Raw genomic sequence first — 19716 nt, forward strand, 5'->3', positions numbered from 1 at the left:
TGTTAAAGTGTAAGGGAACCGATGCTCAGGCTACATCCTGCCCGTTTTGCTGTTTACCTGTTACCGCTTGCCCTGGTGGCCTGCGGTGACGCTTCCGTTGCTGACGATCCCCGGACTCAGCCCCCTCTGATAAGAACGGCAACCGTGGTCAGTGCGGTCGATGCCTCACGCGCCTTCACCGGCGTTGTGGTTGCCCGTGTGCAAAGCGACCTCGGCTTTCGCGTTGAAGGGAAGATCCTCGAACGCCTGGTCGATACCGGCCAGAACGTTAAGCGCGGTCAGCCATTAATGCGTCTTGATCCGGTTGACTTACGCCTGCAGGCACAGGCTCAGCAACAGACCGTTGCTGCCGCACGGGCGCGGGCAAAACAAGCGACTGATGACGAGGGGCGCTATCGTGGCCTGGTCAAAACGGGCGCTGTGTCAGCCTCGGCCTACGATGGCATCAAAGCGGCGGCAGAGTCGGCCAAAGCTGAACTCAGTGCGGCTCAGGCACAGGCGAATGTGGCACAAAACGCCACCGGCTATGCCGTACTGCTGGCCGATGCTGACGGCGTGGTGATGGAAACGTTGGCTGAACCCGGTCAGGTTGTCAGCGCCGGGCAGCCGGTTGTCCGTCTGGCCAGAGCAGGGCAGCGGGAGGCGGTGGTGCAACTGCCCGAGACGCTACGACCGGCTCCCGGCAGCGAGGCCGCAGCAACGTTGTACGGTGCCGGCCAACAGGCCGTTCCTGCGAAACTGCGGCTCCTTTCCGATGCGGCCGATCCGGTCACCCGTACCTTCGAAGCGCGATATGTGCTTGAGGGGACGCTGGCGGCAGCCCCGCTGGGATCCACCGTCACGCTGCATATCAGCGACAATCCGTTACCGCAGCAGATGATGCAGGTTCCTTTGGCCGCACTCTATGATCCGGGAAAAGGGCCGGGAGTCTGGACGATTTCGGGCTCGCCGGCAAAAGTGTCATGGCGGCCGGTTTCAGTCGTGGTATTGGGTGACGATGCGGCAAGCGTGACCGGTTCGCTTAAGCCGGGTGAGCAGGTGGTCGCGCTGGGCGCTCATCTGTTGCATGAGGGTGAAGCCGTGCGCATTGCACAGAACGAGGGCAGCATTGCCGGGAGCCGGCCATGAGGGAAGGGCGATTCAATCTTTCAGCGCTGGCCGTTCGCGAGCGCTCAATCACACTGTTTCTGATTATATTGATTACCGTGGCCGGCATTCTGTCGTTCTTTGAACTGGGGCGCGCTGAGGATCCGCCTTTCACCGTCAAGCAAATGACGATTATTACGGCCTGGCCAGGTGCCACCGCACAGGAAATGCAGGACCAGGTGGCCGAACCGCTTGAAAAGCGGTTGCAGGAACTGAAGTGGTACGACCGCAGTGAAACCTACACCCGCCCCGGTCTGGCTTTTACCCTGCTGTCACTGCAGGACAGCACGCCGCCTTCACAGGTGCAGGAAGAATTTTATCAGGCACGTAAGAAGCTGGGTGATGAGGCCGGTAACCTGCCGGCTGGCGTTACCGGGCCGATGATCAATGATGAATTCTCCGACGTGACCTTTGCGCTTTTTGCCTTAAAGGCAAAAGGCGAACCGCAGCGGCTGCTGGCCCGTGATGCCGAATCGCTGCGCCAGCAGCTTCTGCATGTGCCGGGCGTAAAAAAGGTCAATATCATCGGCGAACAGGCCGAACGTATCTTTGTTTCCTTCTCCCATGACCGACTGGCCACGCTGGGCATTGCCCCTGAAGATATTTTCTCCGCCCTCAACAGTCAGAATCTGCTCACGCCTGCCGGGTCGATTGATACCCAGGGACCGCAGGTCTTTATCCGTCTCGATGGCGCATTCGACAAGCTGGACAAAATCCGTGAAACGCCGATCGTCGCCGGAGGCCGGACCCTGCAACTTTCTGACGTGGCAACCGTTGCGCGTGGTTATCAGGATCCTGCCACCTTCCTGATCCGCAATCAGGGCGAGCCGGCGCTGTTGCTGGGCATCGTTATGCGGGATGGCTGGAACGGCCTGGATCTGGGTAAAGCGCTGGATGCGGAGACGGCAAAAATCAACCACGGCATGCCGCTGGGAATGAGTCTGACCAAGGTCACCGATCAGTCCGTCAACATCAGCTCCGCCGTTGACGAGTTTATGATCAAGTTTTTCGTCGCGCTGCTTGTGGTGATGGTGGTGTGTTTTGTCAGTATGGGGTGGCGCGTGGGGGTAGTGGTGGCTGCCGCGGTGCCGCTGACCCTGGCCATCGTCTTTGTGGTGATGGAGGCATCCGGGAAAAACTTCGACCGGATTACGCTGGGTTCGCTGATTCTGGCGCTGGGTCTGCTGGTCGATGATGCCATTATCGCCATCGAAATGATGGTGGTGAAAATGGAGGAGGGCTACGACCGCATTAAAGCTTCCGCCTATGCCTGGTCTCACACGGCTGCACCAATGCTGGCGGGCACGCTGGTCACCGCCGTCGGTTTTATGCCCAACGGGTTTGCCCAGTCCACCGCCGGTGAATACACCAGCAATATGTTCTGGATCGTCGGGATTGCGCTGATCGCCTCCTGGGTGGTGGCGGTGGTATTTACCCCCTATCTGGGTGTTAAAATGCTGCCGGACATCAAAAAGGTGGAAGGGGGACATGCGGCCATTTACAACACCCGCCATTACAACCGCTTTCGCCGCTTACTGACCCGCGTCATTGCACGCAAGTGGATGGTGGCCGGCAGCGTCATTGCCCTCTTCGCTGTGGCGATAGTCGGCATGGGCGTGGTGAATAAACAATTTTTCCCGACCTCCGATCGCCCGGAAGTGCTGGTAGAAGTGCAGATGCCTTATGGCACCTCGATTGAGCAGACCAGCGCCACAACCGCGAAAATCGAAAGCTGGCTTAGAAAGCAAAGAGAGGCACAAATCACCACGTCTTACATCGGACAGGGGCCGCCGCGTTTTTATCTGGCCATGGCACCAGAACTACCGGATCCGTCATTTGCCAAGATTGTGGTGCTGACCGACAGTCAGGAAGCGCGTGAAACGCTTAAGTTTCGGCTTCGTGACGCCGTAGCAGCGGGGTTGGCGCCCGAAGCGCGCGTGCGGGTGACGCAGCTGGTGTTTGGTCCGTATTCCCCGTATCCGGTCGCCTATCGTGTGATGGGACCTGATCCCGACACCGTGCGCACCATCGCCGGCAAGGTTGAAGCCGTGATGCAGGCCAGCCCGATGATGAGGACCGTCAATACTGACTGGGGCCCACGCGTGCCGACGCTGCATTTCACACTTGATCAGCATCGCCTGCAGGCGGTGGGACTGACCTCCAATGCGGTGGCGCAACAGCTTCAGTTCCTGCTGTCAGGCGTTCCGCTGACCTCCGTGCGTGAAGATATTCGTTCGGTGCAGGTCATGGCACGTGCGGCAGGCGATATCCGGCTCGATCCGGCAAAAATCGCCGGTTTCACCCTGGTGGGTTCAGCCGGCCAGCGCATTCCACTATCTCAAATTGGGACGGTTGACGTGCGGATGGAAGATCCGCTTCTGCGTCGTCGCGATCGCACCCCGACGATTACCGTGCGCGGCGATATTGCCGAGCACCTGCAGCCGCCGGATGTCTCCACGGCAATCATGACCGCTTTGCAGCCGATCATCGCCCAGCTTCCGGCCGGATACCGCATCGAACAGGCGGGATCGATCGAAGAATCCGGCAAAGCCACCAAAGCGATGGCGCCGCTGTTCCCGATCATGATAGCCATGACGCTGTTGATTATTATCCTGCAGGTTCGCTCGATGTCGGCGATGGTGATGGTTTTCCTCACCGCGCCACTGGGGTTGGTGGGGGTCGTGCCCACGCTGCTGCTCTTCAACCAGCCGTTTGGTATCAATGCGCTGGTCGGCCTCATCGCGCTGTCGGGGATTTTGATGCGTAACACGCTGATCCTGATAGGGCAGATCGATCACAACCAACGCGAAGGACTTGCGCCATTCGATGCAGTGGTGGAAGCGACGGTGCAGCGCGCCCGGCCGGTATTACTGACGGCAATGGCCGCGATTCTGGCCTTTATTCCCCTGACACACTCCGTATTCTGGGGAACCCTGGCTTATACCCTGATTGGCGGGACATTCGGTGGCACCATCATCACGCTGGTGTTCTTGCCGGCGATGTACGCAATCTGGTTCAAAATTCGCCCCCAGCAATCAACGCCTGACGATAAAGAGGTAGTCCCCCATGAACAGTCATAACAACATGCGCATCGTCGTGAGCGGCTGCGGCCTGGTCAGCCCTCTGGGATGCGGCACGGAGAAAGTCTGGCAAAGGCTGCTGGAAGGGCGCTCGGGGATTACCCGCCTGTCGCCTGAAATCAGAGAAGGAACCGGCGTTACCGTCGCAGGCCAGGTTCCTTCTCTGTCAGAAGACCCTGAGGCAGGCTACGATCCGGATCGGTTTATCGCCGCCAAAGAACGCAAGAAAATGGACCGTTTCATCGAATTTGCCCTCGTTGCGGCCGAAGAAGCGCTGACGCAGGCCGGCTGGCATCCTGAGGATGACCATCAGCAGCAACGAACCGCCACCATTATCGCCTCCGGCGTGGGCGGGTTTGGTGCCATCGCGGATGCGGTGAGGACGACAGATACCCGAGGTCCGCGCAGGCTATCACCGTTCACTGCGCCCTCATTCCTTGCCAATATGGCGGCTGGCCATGTCTCGATCCGCTATGGTTTCCGGGGACCGCTCGGCGCACCGATCACCGCCTGTGCTGCAGGCGTTCAGGCGATTGGCGATGCGGCCCGGCTAATTCGATGTGGTGAAGCGGATATTGCCCTTTGCGGCGGCACCGAGGCAGCCATCGATCGCGTCACATTGGGTTGTTTTGCCGCTGCGCGCGCGCTCTCAACCGGATTTGCAGATGCACCGGAACAGGCATCACGGCCCTTTGACTGCGATCGCAATGGTTTTGTGATGGCAGAGGGCGCCGGACTTTTGGTGATCGAATCGCTTGAGCATGCGCTGGCGCGCGGCGCGACCCCGCTTGCCGAACTGGTAGGGTATGGCACCAGTGCCGATGCCTGGCATCTGACGGCAGGACCGGAAGACGGCAGCGGTGCCCGGCGGGCAATGGAACTGGCGTTAGGTCAGGCGGGGGTTAAGGCTGACGACATTCAGCATATCAATGCCCATGCCACCTCAACCCCGGTGGGTGATCGGGGCGAACTGGCGGCCATTAAGTCGGTGTTTGGCACAGAATCTGATGTGGCCATCAGCTCGACAAAGTCTGCGACCGGCCATTTGCTGGGCGCAGCGGGCGGGATTGAAGCCATCTTTACCCTGCTGGCACTGCGTGACCAGGTGATTCCACCGACGCTGAATTTGCATCATCCTGATGAGGCCGGAAAAGGACTGAATTTTGTGGCATTAAAAGCCTGTCCAACGGCCATCACCTATGCATTATCAAACGGCTTCGGTTTCGGCGGCGTCAATGCCAGCGTTCTCTTTCGCCGCTGGGAAGACGTCAGTTAATCACTCTGATCCACTGAACTAACCGCGAGTTATTGCGATCGTTTAGCGACGATCGCAATAACACACTCGTCTTGCCGGGAAAGTTGTCTTTTTAAATCGTGGTCAAATTTTTAGCCCCAGGCTGCCAGTCCGGATCTCCCGATCGCGAGACAACCCGGCGCAGAGCGGATCGCACCACCGCGACGTGGAACGGGGTAATGACAAAAAGATAAATTCTGCCAAACCAGCTGTTCACCTTTACGCTGGTTGTTGAACGCAGCATCATCCCGGCGTCGGTAGCATCAAGCGTAAACCAGGCCCTGAAATCCAGATGGCTGTCCAACATTCCCAGCTCTACTTCGTCAGGTGAGGAGTGGATCACCGGGAAGAAGGCGATATGATCGACGTTGCTGTCGTGATGCTTAATCTCTTCGGAGGTTTTGACGCAAAAAGGCGAGACTATCATATCCCGCAATTTCATCAGGCCACGAAACAGGGCCGGCGGCTTTGAAAAGGCAATCTGAGCAAGCCAGTAGGCATCTGCCCGGGTGCCCGCAGGCAAAATAACCCCGTAACAATCAATCAGGTCAGGCGAACTAAAGTGGTTTTTCGCCCGTAATGGCGGAGGTGTAACAAAGACGCCTTTTGATGCTTTATGCATTTCCATGCAGGCCTTCCTTTTAAAGAGATTGTTTAGGATATTAACCGACCCAGTTACGTTTAGCCGCCTCAATTTCCCCCTTATTCTGCTCAACCCACAGCAAAATCGCCTGTAGATGCGGTTCTAACGAACGCCCAAGGGCGGATATTTCATAGATCACCGCCACCGGCGACTGGGTCAGTACCGTGCGGGTAATAAATCCATTGGCTTCCAGTCTCCTCAGCGTCTGCGTCAGCGCCTTTTGCGTGATGTCCGGCATCGCGCGTCGCAGTGCATTGAAGCGCACGGGTCCATGACAGAGTTCATTAAGGACCAGCAGCGTCCATTTACTGGTTAACTCTTCCAGAATCACCCGACTTGATTCCAGCTGTTGAGGCGTTGATGAAGACATAAGGAAGGATACTCCAGGCTACCTGGTGGCATTCAGGTACCTAATTGCAATCAGGTATAAATAGTATACTAATAAGATCTCTGATAACAAGGAGAGCACTATGACGCTTAATCATCCGCACAATCGCCCCATTTTGGTCTTTGGCAGCACCGGTCAGCAAGGTGGAGCCGTGGCTTCTGCATTATTATCCCGTGGCCTACCGGTCAGGGCATTCGTTCGCGATCTGACCAGCCCCGCCTCCATGAGTCTGGCGGCCGCTGGCGCGCAGTTGGTAAAGGGCGACTTCAACGACGGTGAATCTATCCGCGAAGCACTGCGCGGCGTCTATGGCGTATTCAGCATCCAGCCAAGTTCAGGGCAGGGTGAAGCCTACGGCGTGACGGATGAGCAGGAAATTCGTTACGGCAAGACGATCGCCGATTTCGCCGTCGAGCAACGGGTTCAGCATCTGGTTTACACCTCGGTGAACGCCGCAGGTCAGGGCCCCACCGGGCTGGGGCATTTTGACAGCAAGACCGAGATTGAGAACCATATACGGCAGATGGAAATTCGCTATACGATTATCCGACCAGCGGCCTTTATGGAACTGCTGCTGCTGCCTGGCATGGGGCTGGATCAGGATAAATTCACCTTCTTTGCTCGCCCGGAGCAGGCTTTTCAGCTTATCGCCGTGCAGGACATCGGCAAAATTGTGGTTGAAATTTTTAGCAAGCCGCAACAGTTTGCGGGACGAACCCTCGAGATCGCCGGCGATCGGGTTACCGGGAATGATTTGCAGGCTTTGCTCAGCCAGGCGGCCCGTAAACCTATCCACTATCAGCGTTTCTCCGAGACGCTGCTCAATGAGAATGATTTTCTCAAGCGTCTGGCTGCCGTGATAGACGACGGTCGCTGCGCCGGTCATGCGGATTTGCCGGCGCTGAACCAGGAGTTTGGTCATTTAACCCGACTGCAGGAATGGCTGGCAGGGCCAGGCAAAGAGGCGTTTGCCGCGGCGTTGGTCAATGAGAGTGCCGATATCGCGTTGCGGTAATCCTAAGCGATTAATATTCCTGACCCGCTATCCGAACTGATTTAAACCATAAGCAACACATCAAGCTGGGCAATTTTTATACCTCTTTATCGCCTTCAATTATCAGCCATCCTAATCTCAGTCGTGGATTAGGATGGTCTGCACAGACATGTTATTTACACATTTGAGTTAGTGGTTCTATTAATTTAACTTAGTGCAAACGCTAATAGTGAATTAACGGCGAGTGGTATTTTATTATTATTATTTTTGTTGTTAGGGAACTTTCTGATTGTTAAAGTGATATTCTTCTTTTCATCATTTACACAATCCTTACAATCAGAATAACGTTCAGCAGACTTATGAAACTTAATACAGGGAAGTGGGTGGCATTAGCCATCGGACTAATGACGTTCAGCGCCTTAGCGGCACCCTTGTCACCGGGCGATCATGATTTCATTCAGAATGAACAAAGCCAGCGTCTGCAGCAGAATCAGGATCAGCGCGATGCGCTGTGGCATGCGGCCACGCCTGAAAGCCGGCCCGTTCCGCAGCCCAATCAGAATGGACCGTGTTTCACCGTTCGTCACATTCTAATCAAAAATTCCACGCTGATATCAGAAAAGCAAAAACGCACGTTTATCCGCCCTTATATTAATCGTTGTCTGAACTTACCGGAAATTAATGCGCTGGTACACGCTATCTCAGACTGGTATATGCAACGTGGCTATATCACCAGTCGGGCATTTTTAACCGAGCAGGATCTCACGCAGGGCGAACTGGTTATTCCGGTGCTGGAAGGCAGGCTGGACAGCATTCGTCTGGATGGTGCACATGCGCGCATTTTACAAACGACCTTTCCGGGAATGGAAGGGGGAATTCTGAACCTGCGGGATATTGAGCAGGGAATGGAACAAATCAATCGCGTGCAAAACACGCCTGCGCAAATCGAAATCCTGCCCTCGCCAAAAGCGGGTTATTCCGTGGTGAACCTCGCGACGGTATCGCAATTCCCGTTAAGCCCGTCGCTCAGTTTTGATAACAGCGGACAAAAATCCACCGGTGTTGGCCAGATAAACGGAGCGCTAACCGGGAATAACTTCCTGGGCATTGCTGACAAGTGGTTCATCAGCGGTGGCCGAAGCAGCGCGTTCAGTCAATGGCGTGACGCCCAGAACCTGCAGGCCGGCGTGAGCGTGCCTTATGGCTATGGACTGCTGGATTACAGTTACAGCTGGAGCAGCTATCACAGCAGCTTCGAGAATAACGGATATACCTGGCTAAGCAACGGCGACAACATTTCGCACCGCTTAAATGGTTCCTGGGTGCTGTTTCGTAATGGCGATATCAAAACCGGCGTTCAGCTCGGCCTCAATCATTATTCCAACCACAACTATCTCAACAGCACGCTGTTGCAAACCAGCAGTCGCAAAATTACCAGCCTGCAGGCAGGGATCGCTCACACCCAAAAAATCGCCGGCGGCGTGGCCACCCTCAACCCGATGTTCAGTCGTGGGATGCCGTGGCTCAATGCGGAAAACGATCGGGGAAAAAACGGCGACTTGCCCAAGGCTGAGTTTCGTAAATGGAGCCTGAGCGGCAGCTATCAACGTCCGCTGACGGCGCGGGTGTGGTGGCTGAGCAGTTTTTATGGCCAGTGGTCACCGGACAGACTTTACGGCAGTGAACGCCTGACCCTCGGTGGGGAAAGCTCAGTGCGCGGGTTTAAAGAGCAATACCTTAGCGGTGACGTGGGTGGCAACCTGCGCAACGAGGTGAATGTCAGCCTGATGACGTTGCCGGTGGTGGGAGAAATCAGCACCACTGTGGCCCTCGACGGTGGCTGGCTCAAAAGCGACAAATTCAACCGTGGCTACACCGGGTCGCTGTGGGGAAGTGCCGTTGGCATCACCACCCGTAATCAGCACGTCTACACCCAATACACCCTCGGTGTACCGCTCAGCCATCCTGACTCGCTGCATCCCGACAATATCAGTATTTATGCCCGGATCGGGCTGACTTTCTAAGAGGCAATGATTATGGACGATCGTCAACCCGTTTCCCTTTTTCGTCGCGCGCTGAGCTACCTGATTTGCGGTCTGATTGCCACGCAACCTTTGCTGCCGGCTTTTGCTGACCAGATCACCCCGGTGACGCCCGGCACCAAAATGGATGCGGCCGGCAACGGCGTGCCTGTGGTAAATATCGCCACACCCAACCAGGCCGGTGTTTCCCATAACCAGTATCAGCAGTACAACGTCGGTAAAGAGGGGCTGATCCTCAATAACGCCACTGGACAGCTAACTCAGACGCAACTTGGCGGGCTGATCCAAAATAACCCCAACCTGAAAGCCGGTCATGAAGCGCAGTCGATCATTAACGAAGTGGTGGGTGCCAACCGCTCACAGCTGCAGGGGTACACAGAAGTGGCGGGCAAAGCGGCCAATGTCATCGTGGCCAACCCCTACGGCATCACCTGTAACGGCTGCGGCTTTATCAATACGCCAAACGCCACGCTGACGACCGGTAAACCGCAGCTGGATGCAAACGGCAATCTGGCTTCACTTGAAGTCACAAAAGGTTCGGTGATTGTTGAAGGACAGGGGCTTGATGGCAGCAGCGCCGATGCGGTGTCGATCGTCGCGCGCGCCACGGAGATCAATGCCGGGATCTACGCGAAAGATTTGACGGTGACGGTCGGTGCAAACCGGGTTGGGAAAGATGGATCGATCACACCCATTGCTGGCGAAGGCGCGGCACCTTCTGTCGCAGTGGATACCAGCGCGCTGGGTGGCATGTATGCCAACCGTATTCATCTGGTGTCGAGCGAAAAAGGGGTTGGCGTTAACCTCGGTAATCTCAATGCGCGGCAGGGCGATATGGTGCTGGATGCTCAGGGGAAACTGACGCTAAACAATAGTCTGAGCAGCGGTTCGCTGACGGCAAATGCCAGTTCGGTGACCCTCAGCGGTGATAACAAGGCCAGCGGGCAGGTGACGGTTAATGCCGTGCAGGATATTGCTCTGGAAAAGGGCACGCTGGTTAGCGATGCCGGCATACAACTGCGGGCGCAAAACCGGTTCGACAACAGTGGCCAGATAACGGCCAGCAAAAATTTGTCGGCTACTGCGCAGCAATTGAATAACAAAGGCATGTTGGCCGGCGCAACGACTACTGTTGTGGCGACCGACCTGCAGAACAGTAAAGGCGCGGCGATTTCTGCGGTGAATAGCCTGGCTATTAACAGCAACAGCCTGGTGAATCTTGGCGTGTTTTCAGCGCCAGTTCTGTCACTCAGCAGCGCGGAAATTGATAACAGCGGCTTGATTCAAGGCTCACAATCGCTTGGTATAACGGGTAATCGCTTAACAAACCTCGCGGGTGGCACGCTCAGCTCTGATAACAGCTTTGCATTGAACCTTCCTGAACTGAATAACAGCGGGCTGATCACCAGCGGTGCCACGCTGTCGCTGTCCGGCAGCAATCTGACCAATCAGGGTGAAATTAATGCGGCTGATATTGCTGCACACAACACGATTTTGAATAATCAGCAGGGCGGTCTGCTTCTTGCGGATAACACCCTGTCTTTACAGAACAACTCGCTTGCTAACGCAGGCCAGATAGCCGCTGAAAAATTGGATATCGACACCGCCCAGGTCACTAATACGGGTACGCTGCAGGGTACCGGGTCTCTGCAAACCCAGGGCAAACAGCTGACGAACAGCGGGACGTTGCTCAGCGGAGGCCAGATGACGGTCGCTGCGGATAAGCTTGATAACCAGGGCTTGCTGCAGGGACAACAGCTCACACTCACATCCAGTTCCACCGATAACAGCGGCCGGCTGATGGCGCAGGTGCTGACCCTACAGGGCGATTTGATCAACAGCGGCTTGATGCAGGGTACAAAAACCCTGGCGTTGCGGGGCGGAGACGTTAGCAACAAGCGCGGTGGACAGTTGCTGAGCGGTGGGACGCTGAATGTTCAGGGCAACGCCTTAGATAATCAGGGCTCTGTAGAGGCCGATCGGCTTGATGTAGCGCTGCAAAGCTGGCAGAACGCAGGCAACACCCGCGTCTCCACACTGCTGAGTGCTGAGGTCAGCGGAGCGCTGCATAACAGTGGCACATTGGTGAGTGAAAAGGATTTTAATCTGACCAGCGGTGACATCACCAACGCCGGTACGCTGGCGGCCGATCAACTGAACATGACGGCACAGCAGGTCAATAACACGGGCCTGCTGCAGGCTGACAATGCGCTGTTGCTCAATAGCCGGGAAGTTACGAATAGTGCTGATGGCGTGCTGCTCAGCGGCGGTGACTTAACGCTGACGGGGTCAACCTTCAACAATGCCGGTGTCTGGCAGGGACAGAGGCTTACTTATCAACTCGATTCACTGCTTAATACCGGTACCGTAAACGGTAAAGCTGCCTTAATGGGGACATCATCAACATTACTTGATAACCGTGGCAGTTTGCTAACGGGCGGTAAAGCAAAGATCACCGCAGTCCTTTTGCTGAATAGCGGCAAAATCATGGCGACGAGTCTGCAGCTACGTGGTGGCTCTCTGGGTAACAGTGGACTGTGGCAAGGAGCCTCTTCTCTTGATGCACAAGCCACCAACGATCTGACGCAGACCTCAACGGGTAAAGCGTTAAGTGCTGGTGATCTCCTCCTTAATGCCAGCAATCTCAGTACGGCCGGAACATTGCAGGGTGCCAACGCACATATTACCGCCAACACCTGGTGGCACCAGGGTTCATTACTGGGCACGGACGGGATGTCGGCCGCAATCGATGAAGAATTGCGCAACGACGGTGAATTGCTTTCAGAAGGAACCGCGCAGTTTTCAGCGCAAAATCTGCTGAATAACGGTTCGATGCTGGCTGAGAAAGCCATGACGCTTAATGGCGGCGCACTGAACAACACGGGTACCGTGCAGGGCGAAACGCTGGATATTACGCCAGCCAGCGTAACCAATCAGGGCAGTCTGATTGGCCTGAAGTCGCTAACTCTTGGGCCGCTGCAACAGCGCAGTGCGCTGAGAATGCGCATCGCGCAGGCAACACCGTCGCGCGTTCTTATCAATAATGCCGGCGGTAAGCTGCTGACTCAGGGCACGTTGAGCCTAACCGGTGACACTGTAACCAATAACGGCATCTGGCAGGGACAGCAAATTCTGCTGGATGCCAATAGCCTGACGAATGGCGGTGCCATCCAGAGCGCGGACGGCCTGCAAATCACACTGCGCGATAACCTCACATCCACTTCTGGCAGCAAGATTTCGGCCAACGGCAGCGCCGTATTCAATGCCCTTAATTTCACGAACCAGGGTCAGTGGATCGCTAAAAACCTGACGCTGCAGGGTGGGACGTTAAACAATAATGGCGACATCAGTGGTGTGGATGCACTCAGCGTTCAGCTTAACGGGGCACTGACGCAGCAGCAGAATAAAACGCTGTTGAGCGCTGGCAAGTTGGATCTGCATTCAGCGTCGTTAAGTAACGCCGGGCAGATTCAGGGACAAACCCTTGAAGTCACCACCGGGGCAGTCAATAACGGCGGGCGTATTCAGGGGGATAATAACCTTGTAATCACTGCCAGCGGTCGGCTGACTAATAACGCCAGCGGCACATTGCTCAGTAAGAGTGGACTGACGCTGACCACGCCGGAGCTTTACAACTATGGTCTGATTCAGGGTGGCACCGCCCGTATTACGGCAAATAACACAGCAAATAATAGCGGCAAAGTACTTTCAGCGGGTGAGCTGACCTTTAATACCCCCCAGCTCACCAACAGTGGCTGGCTACAGGCGGCGCAACTGACTCTTAACGCCGCCAGTGCCAGCAACAGCGGCACATTGCTTGCCGATCAACAGGGAACGCTCACCGGCTCGCAACTGCAGAATCAGGGCATGGCACAGGGCGGCAATCTGGCAGTCAATTACGCACAGCTCAATAACAGCGGAACGGTGTTAGGCGTTGACCAGCTCACCGTCAATGCCACCCAGGTCACCCATCAGGCTTCGGGGAGACTGTTCAGTGGCGGCAGTCTGCTGCTGAAAAGTACCGGATTTGATCAGCTCGGTCAGGTCGTGGCGTTGGGCGACGCTACCTTGCAGTTAATCAATGGTTTTACCGGCAGAAACACGCTGGCGGCAGGCAACCGCCTCAGCATTAGCAGCAATGGTGCTATCGAGAACCAGAGCCAGATGCAGGGTCAGGCAGTGACGCTGAGTGCCGGGGGCGATCTCACCAATAACGGACAGATCACCACCGGAACCGGCGACAGCAGCCTCAGCGGCAACCGCATCAACCTGAACGGCGCAGGGTCATTACAGGGCGGCGGCAATCTGGCGCTGACCAGTCGCAGCGATGTCGTGGTGAATGGCTTTACCGGCACGCTTGGCAATCTGACCATCAACTCGCCAGGCAGCATCATTAACACCGCGCTGCTGTATGCCGGCCAAAATCTCTATCTGTACGGCAACAGTATCCAAAATCAACGCGGCGACATGCTGGCAGGTAACAGTCTCTGGCTGCAGCGAGATGCGGCGGGGAATGCCAACGGGGAGGTGATTAATACGTCCGGGACGATTGAGTCACAGAATGGTGATATCACCATTAAAACCGGGCATCTGCTTAATACGCGGGATGGGCTCACGACGAGTTCCACCACCATTGAGGGGCCCGGTATTCCAGCTGGAGCTGAAAGCGGGTCTTTTGAGCTGGAGTTGGCTGACTTTTCTGTTGAAAATAAAGAGTTAGGTTACTATTTCAAAGAATCTAAAGGTGGTAGCAGTGGACACGGCGCGAGCGGAACCGTACGGGCCTATCTTGCACCAACTGAAAAAACACGCGTAAAGCGCTATCTGGTGAGCGAAACCAGCGTAACTGCTTTTGCTGACGGAGGAGCTGGTCGGATCGCGGCAAGCCGGGACCTTTCAGTGAGTGCTTCTACGCTGAACAATCAGGCAAGTTATCTGCTTGCCGGCAGGAATGCGAATCTGTCAGGAGGACAGTTGAATAATGCATCCTGGCAGAACGGGACAACCAGCCAATATTTAACCTACACCTCATTAGCAGACATAAGGCCTGTTATGCAGGTCATTGTTAAGAAAAAACCTGGTGAGGATAACATTGGCGCAAGCAACGTAGAGTTTTACGACCCGGATCGGTTCGCCATAAACAGGGGTAACACCAGCGATGAAACCGTCACGTACATTTTGTCTGGCACTCCTGAATATGAGACGACTTACACAGGGGACGGATTACGGGCCGTTATCCAGGCGGGAGGCAGCGTCAATGCCAGCTTCAGCGGCGACATCAGCAACACCTCAACCACGGCGAATGCCGGATGGAGCGGGAATACGCTGGCCGCACCAGCCCTCAGCGGTCTGTCGGGCATAAACAAGACGACATCATTACAACGCCAGCAGTTGACGGGCAGTGAGAATGTGGCGATCAACTCGCCAGAATGGCGCGATCAACTGCAAAATGCGCTGCAGCAGGTTAACGGCGGCGCGACGCTGGTGGATCGGTCAGAAGCGACAAAAAACCTCACTGACGTTGAAAAGGCACATAATGCCGCCAGTGGCACCAGTGTGCTGCCCGCATCGCTTCACCATTACGCCGCTGCGAACGTCGACACCAGCGCCTATCCGCTACCCTCCAGTGAAAATGGCTACTTCGTTACAGGAGACAGCAAAAGTCCGTACCTGATCACCCTCAACCCAAAACTCAATGGATTAGGGCAACTCGATAGCAGTCTGTTTGGCGATCTCAATGCGCTGCTGGGTAAACAGCCGGGGAGTGCGTTGCAGGAAACGCGTCAGCAATATACCGATGTAAACACCTTCCTCGGTTCGGCCTATCTGCTTGATCGCCTCAACCTGAAACCTGAAAGCGATTACCGCTTCCTCGGCGATGCGGCGTTTGATACGCGTTACGTCAGCAATACCGTGCTTAATCAGACCGGTAGCCGCTATCTGAATGGGATTGGATCCGAGTTGGATCAGATGCAGTACCTGATGGATAACGCGGCAGCGGCACAGCAATCACTCGGGCTGCAGTTTGGTATATCTCTGACGGCAGAACAGATCGCGTCACTGGATAAGAGCATTATCTGGTGGGAGTCCGCTTCAGTGAATGGCCAGACAGTACTGGTCCCTAAAGTTTACCTGTCATCCAAAGACGCAGCGATGAATGACGGCAGCGTAATTGCAGGTAATAACGTCACGCTGTCAGGTGGCAATATCACCAACAGTGGCAGCAGCATTACTGCGCAGAACGCCGTAGCGATAGACAGTCAGAATAACATCGACAATCTCAACGCCGGTCTCATTAAAGCGGGCAGTGACCTTCAGCTAGGCGCGTTAAACGATATCAACAACGTCAGCTCAACCATCAGTGGTAAAAAAGTTGCTCTGGAGAGCATTAACGGTGACATCAATAACATCACCGCCAGCTCAATGTGGAAGATAGGCGGCAACGGACCGGTGCAGGCAAGCAAGACGCTGATTGGCCAGAAGGCGGCGATTACGTCACAAGATGCGCTCAGTCTGAAGTCCGGCAACGATATAAATATCACCGGTGCCTCACTCAATGCTGGTGGCGATCTGCTGCTCAATGCCGGGCACGACCTCAGTCTCAACAGCATCGCGACCAGCGAAAGCCGCAAAATAGGCAACAAAGAAACGCATAGCTCAGGTGCCGAGCGCACAACGCTTTCCAGCGGCGGCGATCTGACGTTAAGAGCCGGGCAGGATATAACCAGTCAGGCGGCAGCGCTGGCAGCAGAGGGTGATATTGGTCTTCAGGCGGGACGTGATATCAACCTTGAAGCGGAAGCGACAACATCCGGCAACAGCGAGCGCGGCAGCAAGAAAACGGTGATCAATGAAACCGTGCGTCAGCAGGGCACTGAAATAGCCAGCGGCGGCAATACTTCATTAATAGCAGGCCATGACATCAACAGTCAGGCGAGTGATATAACGGCTCAACAGGACATTACATTGCACGCCGGTAATAACGTAGATCTGGGTACTGCAACAGAGAGCGATTATTACTACAAAGAAGAAACCAAAACCAAAAAAGGTCTGCTCAGCAAGAAGACGACGCATACCATTCAGGAAGACAGTGCAACCAATGAAAAAGGCACGCTGCTAAGCGGGAATAATGTCTCCGTTTCTGCTGGAAATGACCTGCTGGTTAAGGGTTCTCAAGTGGTTGGTGACGGAAAAGTTGACCTAAACGCAGGTAATAACGTTGAGATCGCAGCCGCAACCAACATGGATTCGGCCTGGCGTTTCTCGGAAACCAAAAAAAGCGGTTTGATGGGTACCGGTGGGCTAGGGATTAGCATTGGTAGCAGTAAATCTCTTCACGAGATGAAGCAGAAAGGGACTACGCAAAGTCAAAGCATTAGCACGGTGGGTAGCACCGCCGGGGATGTTTCAATTACGGCTGGTAAGCAACTTCAGGTCAACGGTGCCGATCTTATTGCCGGTGGTAACATGGCACTCCAGGGCGATAGCGTGACAATCACTCCGGGCCATGACGTACGGACGCGTGATGAACGGTTTGAACAACGCACGAGTGGCCTGACTCTTGCGCTCTCCGGTGCAGTGGCTGAAGCAGTCAATAGTGCTATTGCCGCAGCGCAATCTGCAAAGCAGGAGAGTGACGGACGACTTGCCGCATTACAGGCGACAAAAGCGGTACTCTCCGGTGTACAAGCTAATCAGGGAAGTCAGCTCGCACAGGCAAATGGCGATCCCAACAACGGCATTGGCATCAGTCTGTCACTGACTACTCAACAATCTAAATCACAACAACACCAACAATCAGACACGGTTAGCGGCTCAACGATCAATGCCGGAAAAAATCTCAGTATTGATGCGACCGGTAAAGGAAACGGTGTTAATAGCGGTGACCTGCTGATTGCCGGCAGTCAGCTGAAAGCCGCTGGCGATACCTCCTTACATGCAGCAAACGACATCACACTGGCCGCGGCGTCTAACACGCAACAGACCACCGGAAAGAACAGCAGCAGCGGTGGCGGAGTTGGGATCAGCTTTGGCGTAGGGTCGGGCAGTGCAGGGCTTAGTATCTTTGCCAGCGTCAATGGCGCTAAAGGTCATGAAAAAGGCAATGGTACTGTCTGGAGTGAGACCACTCTGGATAGCGGTGGAGATGTATCTATTACTAGCGGCCGTGATACCACGCTCAGCGGTGCGCAGGTGAATGGCAACAGCGTCAAAGCTGATATTGGGCGTGACCTGACGATGGCCAGCCTTCAGGACAGCGACAATTACGATTCGAAACAAACCAGTTTTGGGGCAGGAGGCAGTTTCACCTTTGGTTCCATGACGGGCTCTGGTTACGTCAACGTCAGTCAGGACAAGATGCACAGCAATTATGACAGTGTGACTGACCAGAGCGGGATTTATGCGGGTAAGGGCGGTTTCGACATTACGGTCGGTAATCACACGCAATTGAACGGCGCCGTAATTGCCAGCCAGGCGGACGCTGATAAAAATCGTCTTGATACCGGTACCCTGGGTTATACCGATATTCATAATGAAGCAGATTATAAAACCGAACATGCGGGAATTGGTATTAGTTCTGGTGCGAGCATGGGGGGGCAGTTTGCGGGCAATATGGCAAATACACTGCTGGCAGGCGCAGGGGGTTCCGGGCATGCAGAAGGAACCACCCAGTCTGCTGTGGCACAGGGCACAATCATTGTTCGTGATAAAGCCAATCAACAGCAGAATGTGGATGACTTGAGCCGTGATACCGAGCATGCTAACGACAGTATCAGTCCGATCTTTAACAAAGAGAAAGAACAAAAACGTCTGCAGACAGCGCAGTTGATAGGTGAGATCGGCGTGCAAGCAATGGATATTGCCAGGACGCAGGGCCAGATAGAAGCCACAAAAGCCGGTAAGGCAGAGCTGGCTGCGAAAGGCGTTAAAGAACCGGGTGAGAATGCCACGAAGGAAGAACGTGCCGCCTGGAATAAAGCCCTGACGGAAACCTCCGGCTATAAAACGGCCCAACAGCAATGGGGAACCGGCAGCGCCATCCAGCAGGGTATCCAGGCGGCGACTGCGGCGGTGCAGGGTCTGGCGGGTGGGAATATCGCTCAGGCAGTCAGCGGCGCGGCGGCGCCTTACCTCGCTGAGCAAATTCATAATATGACCACCACAAAAGGCCCTGACGGTAAGGATGTGGTGAACACACAAGCCAACCTGATGGCTCATGCCGTGGTTGGTGCAGTAACTTCCTGGGCTGCGGGCAACAGCGCATTAGCAGGGGCCTCCGGCGCGGTAATGGGTGAATACATAGCCCAGCAGATGTATCCGGGCGTTGACCGTAAAGACCTGACGGAAGAGCAGCGCCAGACGATAAGCGCGCTGGGGACACTGGCGGCAGGACTTGCCGGTGGCGTTGTTGGTGACAGCACGGCGGATGCGGTTGCGGGGGCGCAGGCGGGTAAAACGTCGCTCGAAAACAACAATCTTATTCTGCCTGCACCAGTGCCTGTACCGGGCGTGCCCGTTGGCCCCGGCGATCAGGTCAAACAGGATGCGGATAAGCAGATAGCTTCCGGCCTGGACGGTTCGCTGAAAGATTTTGGTGAAGCCATAGATAAAGCCACACAGTGTTCATTCGGGCGGGCCTGTTCTGAAGATACTGGCGAAAGCAGCGCAAATCAGCCTAATATTGGAAAGGATCTGACCGATGCAGAGAAGGCTGAACTGAGTGGATCCGGATCCGGAACACCGGGCGGCTGGGAGCCTCAGGATGAGGAGAATGCGCGCAATAATGAGAATAAACAGAATAATAATTTTGATCGTTTCAAAAAAGATGATCTTGTCTCTTCGGCCAATGAGCCAATTAATGAGCAAGGATTATCAGCAGCGGCCAGAGCGTGGGAAAAACATGCAGGTAGACCTGGCGGTGTTTTTGAACCATTAAAAGGTAATCCCGCACAAAAAAGCGAAGCAGCTAATCAGTTTGTAAACGAAGTTTTGAACAATAAAAACACTGTAAAAACAGACCTGTCCAGAGGGGGCGTAGAATACAGACTTCCTGACGGTAGAGGGGTGCGATATAACTCTGATGGTTCATTTTCTGGTTTCTTAGATCCTAAAATGCCGAGATAAAAAT

8 protein-coding genes are annotated in these 19716 nt (G+C 55.1%); 6 read left to right on the top strand and 2 right to left on the bottom strand.

Annotated features, from left to right (window positions below):
- Nucleotides 1-21: 21 nt before the first annotated feature.
- From EBC_RS12715 to fabF, 3 genes are read left to right on the top strand one after another with little or no spacing between them, the layout of a single operon-like run.
- Entirely contained in the window at nucleotides 22-1128 is a 1107-nt protein-coding gene (locus EBC_RS12715; RefSeq protein ID WP_013202199.1) for an efflux RND transporter periplasmic adaptor subunit, read from the top strand.
- A complete protein-coding gene (locus EBC_RS12720) occupies nucleotides 1125-4226 on the top strand; it encodes an efflux RND transporter permease subunit (protein ID WP_013202200.1) in 3102 nt (1033 codons plus the stop codon). Before EBC_RS12715 ends, EBC_RS12720 begins: the two co-directional genes overlap by 4 nt.
- Nucleotides 4213-5502: a beta-ketoacyl-ACP synthase II gene (gene fabF / locus EBC_RS12725; protein ID WP_041692008.1), complete on the top strand. Its 1290-nt coding sequence runs from the start codon at nucleotides 4213-4215 to the stop codon at nucleotides 5500-5502. The genes EBC_RS12720 and fabF overlap by 14 nt, the downstream gene beginning before the upstream one ends.
- Nucleotides 5503-5593: 91 nt before the next feature.
- On the opposite strand, the gene EBC_RS24705 is transcribed toward fabF, so the two are convergent.
- The gene (locus EBC_RS24705; protein WP_013202202.1) at nucleotides 5594-6148 is read right to left on the bottom strand and encodes a DUF2867 domain-containing protein; all 555 of its coding nucleotides are present in this window, start codon (nucleotides 6146-6148) and stop codon (nucleotides 5594-5596) included.
- A gap of 34 nt (nucleotides 6149-6182) precedes the next feature.
- Complete coding sequence (locus EBC_RS12735) at nucleotides 6183-6533, bottom strand: winged helix-turn-helix transcriptional regulator (protein WP_013202203.1); 351 nt, start codon at nucleotides 6531-6533, stop codon at nucleotides 6183-6185.
- Nucleotides 6534-6633: 100 nt separating this feature from the next.
- On the opposite strand from EBC_RS12735, the gene EBC_RS12740 reads away from it, so the two are divergent.
- From EBC_RS12740 to EBC_RS12750, 3 genes are all read left to right on the top strand, one after another.
- On the top strand, nucleotides 6634-7566 hold the full coding sequence (locus EBC_RS12740) for an NmrA/HSCARG family protein (RefSeq protein ID WP_013202204.1): 933 nt from the start codon (nucleotides 6634-6636) through the stop codon (nucleotides 7564-7566).
- A gap of 338 nt (nucleotides 7567-7904) precedes the next feature.
- On the top strand, nucleotides 7905-9569 hold the full coding sequence (locus EBC_RS12745) for a ShlB/FhaC/HecB family hemolysin secretion/activation protein (RefSeq protein WP_013202205.1): 1665 nt from the start codon (nucleotides 7905-7907) through the stop codon (nucleotides 9567-9569).
- Between the two features lie 12 nt (nucleotides 9570-9581).
- Nucleotides 9582-19712 carry a hemagglutinin repeat-containing protein gene (locus EBC_RS12750; RefSeq protein WP_013202206.1) on the top strand — a complete coding sequence of 3377 codons (10131 nt, stop codon included), beginning with the start codon at nucleotides 9582-9584 and terminating at the stop codon, nucleotides 19710-19712.
- Nucleotides 19713-19716 lie beyond the last annotated feature (4 nt).

The organism is Erwinia billingiae Eb661, from assembly GCF_000196615.1.
Lineage (GTDB): Bacteria > Pseudomonadota > Gammaproteobacteria > Enterobacterales > Enterobacteriaceae > Erwinia > Erwinia billingiae.

Coding starts and splice junctions, on each gene's coding strand:
- EBC_RS12720 (WP_013202200.1), top strand. CDS start 1,125: ATGAGGGAAGGGCGATTCAATCTTTCAGCGCTGGCCGTTCGCGAGCGC.
- EBC_RS12745 (WP_013202205.1), top strand. CDS start 7,905: ATGAAACTTAATACAGGGAAGTGGGTGGCATTAGCCATCGGACTAATG.
- EBC_RS24705 (WP_013202202.1), bottom strand. CDS start 6,148: ATGGAAATGCATAAAGCATCAAAAGGCGTCTTTGTTACACCTCCGCCA.
- EBC_RS12715 (WP_013202199.1), top strand. CDS start 22: ATGCTCAGGCTACATCCTGCCCGTTTTGCTGTTTACCTGTTACCGCTT.
- fabF (WP_041692008.1), top strand. CDS start 4,213: ATGAACAGTCATAACAACATGCGCATCGTCGTGAGCGGCTGCGGCCTG.
- EBC_RS12740 (WP_013202204.1), top strand. CDS start 6,634: ATGACGCTTAATCATCCGCACAATCGCCCCATTTTGGTCTTTGGCAGC.
- EBC_RS12735 (WP_013202203.1), bottom strand. CDS start 6,533: ATGTCTTCATCAACGCCTCAACAGCTGGAATCAAGTCGGGTGATTCTG.
- EBC_RS12750 (WP_013202206.1), top strand. CDS start 9,582: ATGGACGATCGTCAACCCGTTTCCCTTTTTCGTCGCGCGCTGAGCTAC.